Origin of the sequence: Paenibacillus lutrae, assembly GCF_009757775.1 — a bacterium.
Taxonomy (GTDB): domain Bacteria; phylum Bacillota; class Bacilli; order Paenibacillales; family NBRC-103111; genus Paenibacillus_F; species Paenibacillus_F lutrae.
In genome coordinates, this window is sequence record NZ_RHLK01000002.1 from 133,551 (window position 1) to 150,647 (window position 17,097).

Sequence of the window (17,097 nt, forward strand, 5' to 3'; positions counted from 1 at the left end):
AGCAAAAACCCAATTGCAGCAAAATAGGCTTCTTTCCAAAATGTTACATTTCGTTGATTTGTCTATACGCTGAGGAGGTGGTGTTCCCTTTTCTATTGATCCTGCAGCAGGTACAATAAGAAGAGGTCCAGCGTATCATGATAGAAGCTACAGCTGCACAGAAAAGGCCGCAATAGGAGCAGGAGTGTGCATCAATGAATATTTTGCAAGCGTTATTTTTTCCTCCGGATCAGCCGGGCGGAGTTTCTTCCATGGTTCCTTATACGACGGAAAAATTCAATAAAAGAGGCTGGGAGATGGAATTATTCTCGCTCCCTAAACGGTTGAGAGGCAAAGGGACAGAGCCGGTGGGCTTTACGACTTTCGACTTGTCCCGTTACGGAGAAAATCCAATTATCGATAAATACGTACAAACTTATAAAGACTACATCTGGTGGACAAAGCTCCGCATCCGCAAAAAATATGATCTTATTCATGCCCATCATCCGATTGCCGCATTAGCTATGAAGGAAGTTTTTCCGGATACGCCGGTAATTGTGACCATTCACTCCAGTTATGAGCGCGAGCTTCTCCTCAACGGAAAAATCGCAGATGGAGGACCGGAACAGCTCTTCTTGACCTCGATCTACGGGGAACTGGAATCCAAGCTGGATCAAATTCTGACTGTCTCGAATTCGTTTAAGCAGTACATAAGTGAGTTCATTCAAGATCCCGAACGGGTAGGCGTGATTCCGAACGGTTATGACGAGAAGCGTTTTCGTCCTATTTCTCATGAGAACGAGGTCGCGCAGCTCATTACGGTCTGCCGTCTCGTACCGGCCAAAGGACTGGAGACCCTTCTGGAGGCATGCGCCAAATTGAAGGAACGCGGTCATCCGTTCGTTCTGCATATTATCGGGGACGGCCCTTCGCGTACGGAGCTGGAGGAGCTGGCAAGGGAATTGAATCTGTATGAGGAGATCATTTTCTACGGTTATATGCTGCATCCGGAGGAATTCATGCCTTTCTTTGACATCTTCGTACTTCCTTCAAAAGCGGAAGCGTTCGGCTCCGTATTCGCTGAAGCGGCTCTGTGCCTGCTTGCGCTCGTCGGGACCAATGTAGGCGGGATTGCCGAGCAGATCGAGAACGGGCGCAACGGGCTGTTAGTGGAGCCGGGGGATGCGGCCGGACTCAGCGTTGCCCTGGAGAAGGTGGTGGTCGATCCCTCCTACCGGTACCAGCTGGCAAGAGCTGCATCCGATAAGGCGCGCAAATCGTATTCACTCAACCGCGTGATGCGTCAGCTGCGCAGTGTATACGAGAGGTACGAACAATGAGAATGCCGTCATCGTCTATTCCTCGGATAGGGGAGGAAAAGGAATGAAACCGCTGAAATTTATGCATGCCGCCGACCTTCATTTGGACAGTGCATTCAAAGGCATGCATACCGTTCCAGGTCCGATTCGTGAAGTGATTCGTGAATCGACTTTTACTGCGCTTGGCAGGCTGGTACGTCTGGCAATTCGGGAGAACGTCGATTTTGTAGTCTTTAGCGGCGATATCTACGACACCGCGGACCGTTCATTGCGTGCCCAGCTGCGTTTTCGCAGCGCATTGGCGGAGCTGGACAAGGCGGGAATCCCGTCCTTTGTTATCCACGGGAATCATGATCCGGCAGATGGACGGGCAGCCCGGCTTGATTGGCCTCCATCGGTCCATGTGTATGCGGCCGGCGGAACTGTAGAGACGGTGCCGGTATTCAAAGAAGATCGCGGCACGATTGCTCACGTACATGGCATCTCTTATCCCACAGCAGCTGTCCTGGACAACTATGCGCTGAGATTTAACGGCAAGGATGCTTCGGTATACCAGATTGCTTTACTTCATACGAATGTAGACGGGAACCCGGGCTTTGATAATTATGCACCCTGCAGCAGGCAGGATCTTATCGGCAGAGGAATCGATTATTGGGCCCTGGGGCATATCCATACAAGAGAAGTGCTGAATGAGTCGCCTCTGGCTGTATATCCCGGTAACATTCAAGGTCGCAGTATACGGGAATGCGGGGAAAGGGGCTGTTATATCGTTCATGTCGATGAACACGGCTGCGCCCAACTGGCCTTTCACACGCTCGATGCTGTCCGGTGGGAACAGGCTGATTTGTCCATTGAGGGGATAACTACCGAACAGGAGCTCCATGAGGGTCTTGATGGCCTGCTGGACGAGCTTAGGGCCGGGGCCGGAGGCAGGCCTGTAATTGTGAGGCTTGCTTTGACCGGACGAGGTCCGCTGCATTTGCGGCTTCAGAGTGGAAGTACGCTCACGGATTTGGTGCGTGAGCTGAGGGACAGTGAAGCGGCTAAATTCGGGGCGGGCTCTCTCAGCACGGGTTCGGACCGTGAACAGGAGCAGTCCGGCTATTCGGAGGATAAATACCGGGAGGGGTATGGGTCCGGCGAGACATTCTCTGTGCACAGAGGGAACAGGCAGGAGAGTCACCCGCCCTTTGTCTGGGTGGAGTCCATAGAGTCCCATACGGGACAAGATCTGGATCTGGACCAGCTTCTGACAGAAGAAAGCTTCATGGGTGATCTTCTCCGGCTGGCCGAAGAATTGGCGGCGGATGAGAAGAAGCTGGAAGCCTTCGCGGCGGAAGCACTTCACCCGCTCATGTCACAGCCGGGTGCGGCGAAGCTCTTCGGCGGCAGAGCGGCAGAGGATGAACTTCAAGAATGGCTGCGTGCTGCGCGGGAGCTGGCTCTCGATCTGCTGGTGGCTGGCGGGGGGCGGGAGCGATGATCATCACAGAGATTCGGATCCGAGGCTTCGGCGCGCTGCATGAGCGGGCTTATCGTTTGCATCCGCAGCTGAATGTGCTGTACGGGCCCAATGAAGCGGGGAAAAGTACGCTGCTCGGTTTTATCCGGGCCGTCTTGTTCGGTTTCCCTACGAGAGCTCAGTCAGCCGAGAGGTATGAGCCTGAGGCAGGGGGCCCTCATGGCGGATCTTTAATGCTCGAAGATGAGCTGGGTCGGAGCATTCTGGTGGAAAGGTACGCCGAATCCGGCGGTCCGGGGCGTTCTCCCGCTGCCGGGAGCGTGAAAGTTACGCTATTCGACGGGACCACTGGCGGGGAAGAACTGCTTCGCGACCTGCTTGGAGGCTTGTCCGCCGAGCTGTTTCGCAGCCTGTTTGCTTTCGGTCTGGGAGAGCTTCAGGAGCTCAGGACGCTGCAGAGTGATGAAATCGGAGGCTACCTGTATGGAGCAGGCTTCGGAGTCAGCGGAAGCACGGTTGTGGAAGGGGAGCGTAAGCTCTCGGCCCGTGCAGATACGGTCTATAAGCCAAGGGGACGCAACCAGGAACTCAACCGGAGCATACGCGCTTACGAAGAGCTTCGTGCCGGCAGACTCCGCACCCGGGATGAAATCGCCCGGTACGAAGAGGCGCTCGAAGAAATGCGCGGGCTGGAGCACCGGCTGGAGAGTACAGAGCGGGAGCGCAGGGAGGTCATGGTTCAACTGGATTGGGTGAGCCGCTGTGTGAATGCCTATGAACCGTGGCTGAAATTGCGCCAAACAGCCGAAGAATTGGACAGATTGCCGGAGATTCCGGACTTTCCCGTCCAGGCAGTAGAGCGCTATGAAACGCTTCGGCAGGAACTGGACGCGCTGGAAGACGTGCAGCGAACCGAGCGGGAGAGAATCCGGGAATTCAGCCGGCGTATGCAGAACTTGCAGGCTGATCCGGACCTGCTGGAAGGGGCGACCGAGCTCAGTTCCCTGCAGGAAGGAGCCGCCGAGTACCGTACAGGGCTGCGCGCGGTGATTGAGCTGGAGACGGAGCGGAATCACCACAGCAGCGAGCTGGAGGCGCTGTTGCGGGAACTGGATGAAGACTGGACAGAGGCCGACTTGAAGAACTTTCCGGTATCCGTCGGAATGAAGGAAGAGATCCGTGCGTCCAAAGAAGCTTTTGGGAAGTGGGACGGGGAGCGCCGACTTCTTGACGCGGAACGAAGCCGTTTGTTTAACAGACGGGAAGATCTGGGCCGCGAGCTGGCGGACAAGCAGCTTGAATGGAGTGAGTGGCTGAGGCTTTCAGGTCTGCGCGAAGAGAATCCGGGAGCAAGAACCGCGGAAGAAGCGGCTCTTCTCCGCAGACTGGCGGCAGATTATGCGCAGTGGAAGCTGCTCCAGGGGGAAGCGGAGCAAAGGTTCCGGATGCGCGAGGAAGAGAAGCGGCGGGAGGACGAGCTCCGGAGACTCTCCGAGGAGCGCAGCAGCGAATCGGCCGCCTTGTATCGCCGCATCGCTTCGGCAGCCGCAGCGATGACCGTACTTCTGCCGGCTGCGATGGTGCTGCTGGGCCAATATGCCGCAGCCGCAGTGATCTTTGCTCTGCTCGCAGCTACTACGATCTGGCTGCTGCGGGGCCCGAAGAAACCGAAAGGGCGGGGGGCTGAACGCTCGGAGGGGACTGCCGAGGACGCTCATGCGTCCCGGCGGACCCGAAGCGGAGCGAACAAGCTCCACTCTGATGCAGAGGTTTCCCGCTTAAGCCGTTCAACCCGTTACATGGATGAGGCTGCGTCTGGTGAGGCTGCGGAGATTCATACTGCCGCTCTGCAGACCCGGCTTCAGGAAGCGCTCGGCCTCCTGCTTGGCTCCCGGACCAGGGGCTCGGCGGCCGGGGAGGAGGCGGCAGCGGGGTATTCCCGGATGGGAGCGAGCATGTCGGCTGATGAACATAATCGGCAGGGCTCTGCTGCAGCTACGGCAGCTTCAGGAGCGCGGGAAGCCGCCCTTCCTTCCTGGCCCGATACGCGCCACTGGCTCCAGACAGAGCTGGAGAGCTGGCAGACGGGCACAGATTTATGGGCCCAGCACCGGGCCGAAATGGAGCGCCGCCGCGCCAGGCTCGAAGATCTCAAGCAGGAGCTGCAGGCAGCTCAGCGGCAAGAGACTCTGCTGGAGGAGCGCAGCCGGGAGCTGGAGGAGCACGCTTCAGGCGATCAGGAGCGGTGGAGCCGCTGGCTGCTTGAGCGGAAGCTGAGGCCGCATCTGTCCCCGGAAGCGGCGCTCGACTCGCTGCAGCTGATCAGCCGAGGTCACGCCCTGCAGCAGCGGATGACCGCCCATTCCGCCAAGCTGGCAGCGCTGAAGCAGTCGGCGGAGGCTTTCGAAGAGCGGGCAAGACGGCTCCTCGGCGAAGCCGGGGCTGCCGATCCGCTGCTCGGCCTCAAGCGCCGTGCCGAGCAGATGGCGGAGCAGCGGGAGCTGCTCGCAGAGCGTGAGCGCCTGGCCGCTCAGGCGGCGGAGGCAGCGCGGCTCGAGACGGCTGCGGGCGAGCAGGCGCAGCGGGTCCGCGGACGCCTGCAGTCGCTGCTGCGCGAGGCACATGCGGACGGCGAAGAAGCGCTTCGCCGGGAAGCAGTGCGCCAGGCGCGCCGGGCGGAGCTGTCCGCAGAGGCTAAGCTGCTCGCCGGTGCGGTGGATGCGCATGCCAAGGCGGCAAGCCGGGCGCAGCTAAGCGAAGCGCTGTCCGCCGCCGATAGGGACAAACTGACGGCAAGCGAGGCGGAGCTGTCCGCACGGGCGGCTGCGCTGGAGGCGGAAAGCAATGCCCTGCGGGACCGCCGCGGACGGCTTGCTGGCGAGCTGGAGAAGCTGGAAGACGGCGGAGAGCAGGCCGCCCATCTTCAGCGCTGTGAGGAACAGCTCGCGGAAGTCCGTGAGCTTGGCGGCAGGTACGCCGTGCTGGCTCTGGCTTCGCTGCTTGTGAAGCGGACACGCGAACGCTGTGAGAGCGAGCGCCAGCCGGGCGTGCTGCAGCGCGCGTCCGCGAGCTTCGCCGAGATGACCGGCGGCCGCTTCATCCGTGTGACGGCCCCGCTGGGCCAGCAGAAGCTGTATGCGGTGCGGGCGGACGGGCGGCAGGTGGACACGGGCAAGCTGAGCCGCGGAACGGCGGAGCAGCTATACTTGGCTATGCGCTTTGCGCTGGTCGGGGAATTTGCGGGCAAAGTGGTTTTGCCGCTTGTGTTTGATGATATTTTCGTTAATTTTGACCGTCAGCGTATGGAGGGAGCCCTTCGTTTGTTGGAAGGGATGAGCGCGGGCCGCCAAATTCTTCTGTTTACCTGTCATGAGCATGTTAGCGAAGCTGCTGTAAGCACATCTCCGGCTGCACATCTAATCAAACTATAAACGTTTCATACAAGCCGGAAAAAGACCTCCGGAGATCACCCGCAGGTGGTCCCGGAGGTCTTTTTCGTCTGGTCTTAACCTTGAACAGGACCAGGACTAAGCTTGCTGTACATGAGAACCGTGTGTGCTAATCCCTTTTTCCGGCGGGTGACAGAATATCCAATTTAACTTCCAAGGAGACATCCAGCTTTTTTATTTTTTCTTCCCAGTCGCTTGTGTCCCATCCTCTACTCTGGAATTTTTCTCCCAGCCCAAGAATGTCGAGCCCTTTGGCCTTGGTTCTGTTTATGATGCGGGTTAATTCCTTCTCCCAATAGCGGTTCGCTTTCTCTTCCAGCGCTAGAATATTGGAGTATGGGCTCTTTTCTTTGCTTTCCAATATTTCGCATTGAATGCGGTAAACGAGATGGACCCTCTCGGGGGTTAGGCTGATTTTACGGCGGACTGAACCGATCTGGACAGAGGTTTGGTGTTCGGGGTCCAAATAAAGGATAACCTGCTGGGAGTCTTTTCCGTACAAAATATTAAATAGCCTAGACTCAATTCCATCCAGCTGCGTAACTAGCTTATCTTTCAACAGGAAGCTTTCTCCTTCAAAGTTCAGCTCTCCCTCGATCATTTTGAACCGGTTCAAGTGGATGCTTTTAAATGAACTCGTAGCGTATTTATTTACCTGCCAGAGGCGGGTCGGAATATAAGCGGGCACGAATGCATGGCCTTTGGAAGCAAACCGGTTCAGACTTCCCTGATCCTTCCTGAGAAGTTCCTTCGGATCTGGAGTGATGAGCACATGCACCGTCTGATCAATGTAAGGGGAGCGGACAAGGAAATCCAGGTAAGGCGAAATGCCGCTGCGGGCGAGTTTTTCACCAAAAACAACAAACGTCACCTTATCCAGCGAAAGCTGTTTTTGAAGCCGCATTCTGATCTTACGCAGGCATTCCGGGATGTCTGCTCCTCTTGCTGTACGGATCAGGAACTTCTGCTCTTGGGTTTTGGAGGAGTCTTCCGAGCCCCCACCACTTCCGGACATATCGATTTCCATGAGATTAATCTCCAGCTCGCCTGTATCTGTCCGATCCAGCCCGAAGCCGACGATAAAAGCCTGTTCCCGGATTTCCGTAATATCCATACAGCTTGTAAGGCCAAGGGACAGGAGCAGAGCGGTCAGAACCCGCAGGAGGCGCTTCATGCCGGGTTCTCCTTTTTAAATAAGCTGACCATCCACATATAATTCGGGACCAGAAAGAACAGGATGCCGAACACAATGGCTGTTGACAGGACGAGAAAATCTACATCATGAACGGATAAGGATTGGAGCAAGGTCAGCCCCATCATAATCGTAATCAGAGTCGATACGGTCTTCTCGCGAAGGCGGGGGAACAGGGAACAGATCGCCTGTGTGCAGCAAGATATCGATACGATCAGAATCATAATGGTTACGAGTACGAAAAACAGCGGGGCGATGAAGCTTAATTTTTCAAAAGGAAGAAGATAGAACGGAACGGTTTCCATCGATTCCTGATAAGGAAAAGTGAACGTCTTGGCGGTTTTGGCTCCGAAAACGGTGAGAGGCAGCAGAAAAGCAAAGAGGAGCTCCATGCCCGCCACACCGGTTGCCAGAGCCGATAAACCAAACAGCCTCTTCTCCGTTTTCAGATAAGGATACAGGAAATAAAGAACAGCGAACCCTTTGAACAGGTAAAAGATCGTCAGCGCGTTCATGCCCGCCATTTTGTCGATTCCGAAATTACCCAGAGGAAGCAGATTCGAGAAGTCCGAGTTGACCAGCTGCGGCAGGTTGATGACGATGAGCCAGATGACCAGCACATAACCGAGCAGAAGAAACAGGCGGGCCCAGGCTTCGAGTCCCTGCAGCAGCATATACAGCACGACGGGAAGCATGAGCAGGACAATCAGATAGACAGGTGTTTCCTTCAAGGTGGAGTAAGAAGTCAACAGCCAGTGTTCGGCGAAGGTCAGCATCCCCCAGACAAAAAAGTAAATGGCGATGCACAGCGTGTAGACTGCCGCCAGCGGTTTGCCGAGATAGTGGCGGGACCACTCTGTAATGCTTTCTCCGCTGTGCTTTCTGGATAACGCCACCGCAATGTACGTGTTCCAGAGGGAGATGGACAGTGCGGCCAGCAGCAGAACCCATCCGTGCTGGTCCATCTGCTTGGCCAGGTAGGCCGGAAAACGGATCGGACCCATCGCAATGGAGGAGACCGTTAGAATGACGAACCACTCCGTGGCGGATATTCGAGGGTAGCTCATGAATTCGGATCTCCCTTCTGACGGGTTTTATTACCGGGTTTGAAGGTCTCTTCACGAAGAATGACTTTTCTCAGATCGGGTGGAAAGAAAGTTCCCCGGATATCGCGGAAGACAAGCGGGCTCAGCGGTTTCATATAAGGGACACCGAGTGACTTGCGTCCGGCCAGGTGTCCGAGCAGCAGTACCGAAACTACGGTAATCCCATAGAATCCGAAGAAACCGGCGGCCAGAATTAAAGGATATTTCCACAGGCGCGCAGCGTAGGAAATCTGGTAAGAAGCGATATAGGCGCCGACAGCGGAGATCGAGGCAATAATAATCATGAATTTGCTCGTTAATCCGGCCTGGGCTGCCGCCTGTCCAATAATGAGGGAGCCCACCACGTTCAGGGCCGATCCGACATTCCCCGGTACATAAGTCATGCCTTCATTCAATAAATCCATGACCAGCATCATCATAAGCGTCTCGAACAGGCTTAAATAGGGGATTCCCCGCTGATCCTGCGCGATGGATATCGCAAAAGCAGTGGGCAGCACGGAAGAATCGACGGTTACGAGAGCCAAGTATACCGCTGGTGCGTAGAGAGCGATGATAAAAGCGATGATCCGGATGATCCGCACGAATAAAGGGATGATCGTCCCGTGAATGACTGCTTCCCCGCCAATAAAACTGGTCAGCAGGTTGGTTGGCAGGAAGGCCATAAAGGGGGTGCCGTCAATCATAATGCCGATTCTCCCTTTCTGGAGATAGAGCGCACTGCGTGAGGGCAGCTCGCTTTTCTCGTACATAGGGAAGGGGGTCAGGTTTCTTCCGTTTATAAATTCCATCAGATCCTTAAGAATCAGGATGGAATCGATATCAATTTGGGCTATTTTATTTTGAATTTCCTGTACCCATTCCTCACGGGCAATGTCGTTGATATAAACAAGACAGGTTGCCGTCTTAGTGCGCTGACCGATTTCGTAATAGCGGACGACCATATTCGGATCCCGCAGGCGTTTTCTCAGCAAACCCAAATTTACGCGCAGATCTTCCACATAAGCTTCCTGTGGACCGAGGATAACACGTTCGACCTTGGGCGGTTCAATCGCACGGCCCTTCTGGAATGGAACGGGTACTGCTATCGCACTGCCTCCGAGTGCTTCATGGAGAAGAATGACATCACCGTGCAGCAAGCGTTGGAGCATATCCGAAACTTTACTTACGGCGCTTCCGCTGGGGAATAATTTCTCCCACTCGTTCGAATGGTGTTCCCATCTGCCCAGACGAGGGACAATATCCTGCTGAAAGGCTTGATCATCTATAAAAGTATCCATATACATGCAGCCGGAAATTCCGTCTTCTTCTATGGCCCATTGGAGTTCATCCGTTTGGAGGAGTTCTTGAATTTGCTGGATTTGCTGCTGAATATCGGAAGAAAGGGGGATGTTATAGTGATCCGTATTGACCGTAGGAGCCGAAGCTTCGCTTTGTTTAAATCGTTCATTCTGTTTGTGCGTTTGTCTGTTCATCCTCAAACAACCTCCGTTTCTTATGACTGACAAGATGTACGGGTAGGATACCCTGAAGTCCAAAAGTTTACCAAATTGTTTTCACAAATCAGATAAATTCTTGAGTGATGCTTTCATAAGAGATCCGTTCCTGTATTTCTCTGAACGCAAAAAAACCTTCTCTTCACCGCATGCGCGGGGAGTGAAGGTTTTTGGGCTGTTTCTTCTATGTGATATGTGGATCGAATTCTATATTCTATGGTTCCGAATAATAGGATCTAATAGTCGGTGACCCGGATTTCGCGGTGCAGCCGCTCGACCTCTTCCATCGTCACAACGCCTGCCTGGGCGTGCAAGGCGTTGGCGCTTCCGCATGCGGCACCGAAGCGGACCATATCGGCATCGCTGAATCCTCTGCGGATCGCGGTAATCATGCCCGCGACCATGGCATCCCCGCTGCCGACAGGATTAACGGCGGCGACTGGCGGCAGCTGCACACGCCGCAGACGGCCGCCGCTGCCCGCCAGCGCCCCCCGGCCGCCGAGCGAGACGATGACATGGCGGATCCCGCGGCCCATAAGTTCGCGGATGCAGCCGGCCAAGTCCTCGTCGGAGGAGGCGGCCCTGCCGAGCAGCCGCTCGATTTCGTGCTCGTTCGGCTTGATGAGCAGGGGCCTTGCCTCCAGGCCGGCCGCCAGCGCATCTCCGCTCGCATCGAGCACGGCTTCGGCGCCTGCAAGCCGCGTCAGCCGGATGAGCTCTGCGTACAAGTCCGCAGGGCATCCTGCGGGCAGGCTGCCGGAAAAGCATACGTGCGTAGAAGCGGCCGCCAGTGAAGCGATCCTGGATTTCAGCTCCTCCAGACTAGGGGGCGGAATCCGGGGGCCGGGCTCCAGCAGTTCCGTCTGCGTGCCGTTCTGGGTATCGAGCACGGTCAGGCACAGTCTGGATTCACCCGGAACTTCGATGAAATCATGCCCGATGCCTTCCTCATCCAGACTCTGGCGGATGAATTGCCCGTTAAATCCGGCGGCAAAGCCCGCTGCGGTTACCGGCTCACCCAGAGTGTGAACCACCCGGGCGACATTCACCCCTTTGCCGCCGGCTACGGCAATCATTTCACCGATTCGTAAGACGCGGTTCATCTCGAAAGAGGATACCGTGTAAGTTTTATCGATGGCGGCGTTGAGCGTTACGGTCGTTATCATGACAACAGCATCTCCTGTCTTGGCGGCTAGCGGAAATCTTTGGCGCGGCCAACGCAGCCTGTCAGATGCATTTTGGCCTGCGCCAGTTCTTTTACTGCTGCTTTGGCCGGAACCATGTATTTGCGCGGATCATTTTCTTCCGGATTTGCATCGAATATAGTCTTAATGGCATTTGAGAACGCAATGCGAAGTTCGGTAGCGACGTTCATTTTGGCCATCCCGAGTGCGACACAGCGCTTGACCTGATCGGCAGGAATGCCGGAACCGCCATGAAGGACGAGCGGGAGATCCACTTTGGCGAAAATTTGTTCCAGCTTGCCGAAAGCAATGTTCGGCTCCCCTTTGTAAATGCCGTGAGCGGTACCGATTGCCGGCGCTAGAGTAGGGACGCCGGTGAGCTCTGCGAACTTCACGCATTCGTCCGGGTCGGCAAGCAGCGCGTCTTCGTCGGCGACTACGATATCGTCCTCGACGCCGCCTACTTTGCCCAGCTCCGCTTCTACGTTAACGCCGGCTGCGGCAGCTACTTTAACGACTTCCTGCGTACGGCGGACATTTTCTTCGAAAGGGTGCATGGATGCATCAATCATAACGGAAGTATAACCTTCACGGATACATTGGATAAGCAGATTATAATCGGTACAGTGATCCAAATGAAGCGCGATGGGAACCGTAGAACGTTTGGCTGCTGTAGCGGCGGCGGCAACGATATAGTCGGGTCCGAGATGTTTTACGGTACCAACCGTGGTTTGCAGAATGAGCGGGGCCTGCAGTTCCTCGGCAGCATCGACGACGGCTTGCAGCATTTCAAGGGTATGTACATTAAAAGCCGTAATACCGTATCCGTTCTTGCGGGCAGTTTGAAGCATAGCGGTAGATGAAATCAAATGAGGCATTTTGAAGACCTCCTCCTACAAAATGATTGAAACGATCAAAAAAATGATTTATAATTTCATTATGTTGATTATAAGGGAGGAAAATAGAAGATGTCAAACGAGAATGTTCCAATCACTTATAAAGAAATCAGCGCTCAAGCGGAGGCTATAAAGGCCGCCTGGGAGCAGCTTCAGAAGCAATCAGACTGGGTGAACCGTTATATTGGTAACGAGAAATACGATGAGGTTGTATTTATCGGATCGGGTTCTTCCTACTATCAATCGATCACCATGGCGGCGACCTTCCGCAAATGGACAGGACGCAGCGCATCCGCCCAGCCGTCTTCCGATATCTTTCTTATCCGGGATGCCACTCTTGCCAGAGACAAGCGGATCCTGATTGTCGGCGTATCCCGTTCCGGAGAGTCCCATGAAGTTATTCTTGCTCTGGAATCTGTAAAAGGTTTACCTCATATAGATACATGCGGAATAACTACACATGAAACGAGTACAATGTTCGGCATGACGGAATGCCTGTTGTCGCCGCTCGGCAAGGAAAAGAGCACGGTGATGAGCAAATCGCTCAGCTCGATGACGTTCATGATGCAGGCCGCAATCGCGATGGCATCCGGTCAGGACGCATACTTACAAGAGCTTCAAACTGTGTTAGAATTAGACGAAGAACTGGTCAAAGCCTCGGATACCATCATCAAAGAATGGGTAGCGGCACATGATTGTAACAAGACGGTCTATCTCGGCCTGGGCGCACTCGGCGGTCTTGCTCTTGAAGCTTGTCTCAAGCTGAAGGAAATGACCTACACATGGACAGAAGCGTACGGTACCCTGGAATTCCGTCACGGTCCCAAGTCGATCGTCGATTCCGGTACGCTTGTCTGCCTGCTGCTTTCCGAATCCACACGTGAATACGAGCTGCAAGTAGCCCGTGAGATGAAAGATTACGGGGCACAGGTTCTGCTTATCACCGCGAAGCGCGGAGATGATACGGATTTTGCGGATCTGGTTATTGAAGTCGGCGGCGCAAAAGTCAGCGATGAAGCCCGCAGTGTGCTTTATTTGCCGGCCGTTCAATACAACGGGTATTACAGCGCCATGAAACTGGGCCTTAACCCGGATGATCCGCGCAACCTGACCCAGTTCGTCCAAATTTAACTTGTGTGACGGAGTGACAGCAGAATGAATGAAGCAACTTCTTCCAAGGGAGATCTCAGGCGCCAGCAGATTATGCAGCTGCTTAAGCAGCAGGGACGGATCACGATTCAGGAGATCATCGAGCAATTTCAGTGCTCGGAAGCGACTGCAAGACGTGATTTGGACCTGCTGGAGAAGAAAGGCGATATCGTCCGTACCATTGGCGGTGCCCTCTTTGAAGGGTTATCCGCGGTACGGGAGACTTCATTCGCCGAGAAGAAGCAGCAGCTGTGGCTGGAGAAGGAAGCGATTGCACGGCGGGCAGCCGGTTTAATCGAGGAAGGGGACAGCGTCTGTCTGACCGGCGGAACGACCACCTTCCTGATTGCCCGCGAATTGAAGTGGCGGCAGGGGATTACGGTCGTCACGAACGCCGTGAATATCGCCATGGAGCTGTCCGACAGCGAGGGCCTTCAGGTCGTCGTCGTAGGCGGCGTCATGCGCAGTAAAACCTTTGAGCTGAGCGGCCCGCTGGCTGAGAAGACAATCGAGCATCTCAATATTGAGAAGCTGTTTCTCGGAGTAGACGGGGTGTCGGCGGACAAGGGGATTACGACCTTCTCCGAGCTGGAAGCACAGACAGCCCGCCTGTTAATGAGCCGCGCCCAGCATACGATTGCAGTGTTTGACCATACCAAGGTTGGCAAAACCTCCTTGTTTTCCATTGCCCCGATAGCGGATGTGCATGTTTGTATCACAGATGCCCCGCTGGGGACTGACATGGAGAAGGTTCTGAAGCAGCACGGCATTACCACTTTGTATGCGGATGCATAAGGGAAAGGACGGACGGGTATGAGCTTTTTCGTCGGTGTAGATCTTGGAGGAACGAATATAGTATGCGGGCTGCTGGACCAGGAATTTAATTTACTTGCCAAGAGTAAGCAGCCGACAGAGGCAGCTAACGGCAGCGATTTTGTCCTGGAGAGAATCGCGGTTATGATTGAAGATCTTCTGCGTGAACAGAATATCGACCGGAGTCAGCTTGGCGCAGTCGGTCTGGGCACGCCTGGTTTTATTGACCCGGTGCGGGGAGTATGCACCTTTGCAAGCAATTTGCGCTGGAACAATGTGCCGGTTTCCGACATCCTCGGAGCCAGACTCGGCGTTCCGGTATTTATTGATAATGATGTCCGTATGTACATATTCGGCGAAGCCATGAAGGGGCCTGGACAAGGCTATGCGAACGTACTCGGCATTACGCTGGGTACGGGAATGGCGGCTGCCCTGGTTAATGAGGGGCAGCTCTACTACGGCGGCGGTTTTATGGCCGGCGAGATCGGGCACATCATTGTCGGCGACGGGGAGAGCACACCATGCGGCTGCGGACTGGTCGGCTGCCTGGAGACGGTTGCCTCGGCAACCGGCCTCGCCCGGCAGGCGAGGGAGGCACTTGCCGCCGGACGCGAGAGCGTGCTTGGCGAGTGGTTCCCGGGAGCGGAAGCCGCGAATGTTACAGCGGCTGATGTCTCACGGGCCTATGACGAGGGTGACGCCCTCGCCATCGAGATCATGAACCATACGGGCAAGCTGCTCGGCAGAGGCCTGTCCTATGCCGTCACATTGTACAGCCCGGATGCGCTTATCATCGGCGGCGGTGCTTCGCTCGCTGGCGAGCGGCTGCTGGGGCCGATGCGTGATGAACTCCGGAAGTCCGTCTACCACGGCTACTGGGACCGCCTCACGATTCACCCCGGCGCATTGATCGATGACGGCGGTGTAATCGGCAGTGCGGCATTCGCAGCAAGCCGCGCAGCTCTGCAGCAGGTTGAGAGCGTCCGTTCCGAAGAAGCGTAAACAGACGATTGCTATTCTTTATACAGGAGTATTCCCTGTTTAGAACTTTATGAAAAGGAAAGGCCTTTCCGTCCAGCGAAAGCTACGGAAAGGTCTTTTTATGATGAAAAAAGCAGATATTTGTATTCGGACAGAAACTTCTCCTGGTAAGAAGTCGTCTTATATAGAAGATGGACTCAGGAATTTTTTTCAAATACAGATTGCATTGAAGCCGGGGAGTCGACTAGTATTAATACAGTCACTGCTTGTTTAAACAGAACGATTCTTCCACATCATCATACCGAGCCAGACCGAGCATACCACGCCGAACAGCGGGTAGAGGAAAGTCAGAAGTGATTTGAAGCCGATGAGGCTGACAACGTAACTTAAACCGAGCAGGGCCGGCAGGACAATTCGGATGCTAAGTCCCGTTCGCTGCTGCACCTGCAGAGTAAGGCCATATATATTGCCCAAATAAGTCGTGAAGATTTCACCATATATAACGAGCAGATAGATGAAGGGAATCAGTGTCCCGAGCCCGGTCATGATGCTGGCCATCGGTATGTCGAACTGCCCGATTCCGGGCATCTGCGCACTGAGTGCATAATGGGCCGCCAGCAGGAGCAGCCCGATCACGAGGCCGCCTATAATACCGCCCCGGACGAGTACTTTACGGTCCCGGATTTGGGAGCCGAGCGGTACCAGTACGGCCTGTGCGGTTGCCAGGTTGAATCCCGTATACAAGAGGGGCGCCATCCAGACGCGGATCGGGGAAGAGTCGGTCTCGATCGCGAGCCAGGCCCCGGCTGTAGGAAGCGTGGACGTATACTTAACGAGAATCAGACTGAAAAGGATCATGATCGGCACCACAATCGTATTGACCGTCATTATGGCGCCGATGCCCCGTGAGATCACGATGTAAGACAAGCATAAGGTCACAAGCAGACCGCTTTGGAATGACATCGACAAATGCTCGGAGAATACGGATCCGCCGCCGGCCAGCATGACGGAAGAAATCCCGAATAGAATGATCATAGTAAACATAGAGATCCATTTGCCGGCTTTTGGTCCGAATAGAACTTTGTTTAAATCTTCGTAGGATTCGGCCTGAACATCGTTTGCCATCAGCATCAGTTTGATCCCGAGCCAGACGAACAACAGACTTGCCAGCGCGATAGTGAGGGCGGCTGTCGTACCGTAGCGGGTAAAAAACTGAAGGATTTCCTGGCCGGAGGCAAAGCCGGCACCCACAATTGTTCCCACATAAGTAAATGCCACCTGTGCGGTTTGCGCCCATGGTTTCAAAGCCATGAATCCCCCCTTTGTATCTTTATAGTACAAGGTATGTTCGGGAAGGGACGGGCATGACAGCAATTTGAATCGTACGGGTGTTATCCCGTTAGGAGTGTTATGGAGTGAAAGAAACGGTTTTCGAGCTGATATCTGCTTATGGATATCCGGCTCTTTATGCACTGCTTGCAGCCGGCATTATCGGACTGCCGGTTCCGGATGAGACGTTGATGACATTTATCGGATCCCTCACCCTGGAGAATGGTCCCTTATCTTTTACATACTCCTGGATCGTTTCTTATATGGGGACGATGACGGGGATGATGATCTCCTATACGGTGGGCAAACGTCTCGGCAAACCTTTCCTATATAAAGTGAGCCGCTGGATACGTTTAAAGCCGGAGAAGCTGGAACGAGCCGAAAAGTGGTTTCACAAGCATGGCATGTGGGCGATTTTCTTCGGTTATTTCGTTCCGGGATTACGGCATCTTACTTGCTATTATGCGGGCGTTAGCGGAATTCCGCTCTTGCGCTATGTTCTATTCGCAGGATCGGGAGCGCTGGTGTGGTGTACGGTTTTTCTTTCGCTGGGCCATTTTATCGGGGAGAATTTCGAAATCGTGCTGCAGGCACTTCACAAGTATCTGGGCATCACCATTACGGTGCTCGTTATCGTGGGTGCATTGTGCTTTCTGATTTACTATATCCTGCGCAAGAAAGCGAATAAAACGGAATAAGCGAGATTGGATATAGACAGACATAGAAAAACCGTGCTGGCTGCAGC

13 protein-coding genes are annotated in these 17,097 nt (G+C 54.6%); 7 read left to right on the forward strand and 6 right to left on the reverse strand.

What is annotated here, in order from left to right; genetic code table 11:
* Window positions 1-194: 194 nt before the first annotated feature.
* Genes EDM21_RS03220 through EDM21_RS03230 form a run of 3 tightly spaced genes read left to right on the forward strand, consistent with a single transcriptional unit; the run spans window position 195 to window position 6,191 of the window.
* Window positions 195-1,319, forward strand: coding sequence for a glycosyltransferase family 4 protein (locus EDM21_RS03220; RefSeq protein ID WP_157332873.1), 1,125 nt, complete (start codon window positions 195-197; stop codon window positions 1,317-1,319).
* Between the two features lie 43 nt (window positions 1,320-1,362).
* Entirely contained in the window at window positions 1,363-2,781 is a 1,419-nt protein-coding gene (locus EDM21_RS03225) for a metallophosphoesterase family protein (RefSeq protein ID WP_157332875.1), read from the forward strand.
* Window positions 2,778-6,191 (forward strand): AAA family ATPase, encoded by a 3,414-nt coding sequence (locus EDM21_RS03230; RefSeq protein ID WP_157332877.1) that lies wholly within the window; start codon window positions 2,778-2,780, stop codon window positions 6,189-6,191. The genes EDM21_RS03225 and EDM21_RS03230 overlap by 4 nt, the downstream gene beginning before the upstream one ends.
* 127 nt (window positions 6,192-6,318) lie before the next feature.
* Here EDM21_RS03230 and EDM21_RS03235 read toward each other — a convergent pair whose 3' ends face one another.
* The 5 genes from EDM21_RS03235 to EDM21_RS03255 form a co-directional block, all read right to left on the reverse strand.
* Entirely contained in the window at window positions 6,319-7,383 is a 1,065-nt protein-coding gene (locus EDM21_RS03235; protein WP_157332879.1) for a Ger(x)C family spore germination protein, read from the reverse strand.
* On the reverse strand, window positions 7,380-8,468 hold the full coding sequence (locus EDM21_RS03240) for a GerAB/ArcD/ProY family transporter (RefSeq protein WP_157332881.1): 1,089 nt from the start codon (window positions 8,466-8,468) through the stop codon (window positions 7,380-7,382). The genes EDM21_RS03235 and EDM21_RS03240 overlap by 4 nt, the downstream gene beginning before the upstream one ends.
* Window positions 8,465-9,979, reverse strand: a complete 1,515-nt coding sequence (locus EDM21_RS03245; protein ID WP_157332883.1) for a spore germination protein — start codon at window positions 9,977-9,979, stop codon at window positions 8,465-8,467. The genes EDM21_RS03240 and EDM21_RS03245 overlap by 4 nt, the downstream gene beginning before the upstream one ends.
* Before the next feature lie 257 nt (window positions 9,980-10,236).
* Window positions 10,237-11,166 (reverse strand): 1-phosphofructokinase, encoded by a 930-nt coding sequence (gene pfkB, locus EDM21_RS03250; RefSeq protein ID WP_157332885.1) that lies wholly within the window; start codon window positions 11,164-11,166, stop codon window positions 10,237-10,239.
* A 26-nt stretch (window positions 11,167-11,192) separates the two neighbouring features.
* Window positions 11,193-12,062 carry a class II fructose-bisphosphate aldolase gene (locus tag EDM21_RS03255; protein ID WP_157332887.1) on the reverse strand — a complete coding sequence of 290 codons (870 nt, stop codon included), beginning with the start codon at window positions 12,060-12,062 and terminating at the stop codon, window positions 11,193-11,195.
* A 90-nt stretch (window positions 12,063-12,152) separates the two neighbouring features.
* Here EDM21_RS03255 and EDM21_RS03260 point away from each other — a divergent pair, with 90 nt between their 5' ends.
* From EDM21_RS03260 to EDM21_RS03270, 3 genes are read left to right on the forward strand one after another with little or no spacing between them, the layout of a single operon-like run.
* The gene (locus EDM21_RS03260) at window positions 12,153-13,211 is read left to right on the forward strand and encodes an SIS domain-containing protein (protein WP_157332889.1); all 1,059 of its coding nucleotides are present in this window, start codon (window positions 12,153-12,155) and stop codon (window positions 13,209-13,211) included.
* Between the two features lie 24 nt (window positions 13,212-13,235).
* Entirely contained in the window at window positions 13,236-14,024 is a 789-nt protein-coding gene (locus tag EDM21_RS03265) for a DeoR/GlpR family DNA-binding transcription regulator (RefSeq protein ID WP_157332891.1), read from the forward strand.
* An 18-nt stretch (window positions 14,025-14,042) separates the two neighbouring features.
* The gene (locus tag EDM21_RS03270) at window positions 14,043-15,044 is read left to right on the forward strand and encodes an ROK family protein (protein ID WP_157332893.1); all 1,002 of its coding nucleotides are present in this window, start codon (window positions 14,043-14,045) and stop codon (window positions 15,042-15,044) included.
* A gap of 249 nt (window positions 15,045-15,293) precedes the next feature.
* On the opposite strand, the gene EDM21_RS03275 is transcribed toward EDM21_RS03270, so the two are convergent.
* Window positions 15,294-16,334 (reverse strand): YkvI family membrane protein, encoded by a 1,041-nt coding sequence (locus EDM21_RS03275; RefSeq protein WP_157332895.1) that lies wholly within the window; start codon window positions 16,332-16,334, stop codon window positions 15,294-15,296.
* Window positions 16,335-16,438: 104 nt separating this feature from the next.
* Here EDM21_RS03275 and EDM21_RS03280 point away from each other — a divergent pair, with 104 nt between their 5' ends.
* Window positions 16,439-17,050 (forward strand): VTT domain-containing protein, encoded by a 612-nt coding sequence (locus EDM21_RS03280; protein WP_166541806.1) that lies wholly within the window; start codon window positions 16,439-16,441, stop codon window positions 17,048-17,050.
* The last annotated feature ends 47 nt before the right edge of the window (window positions 17,051-17,097 follow it).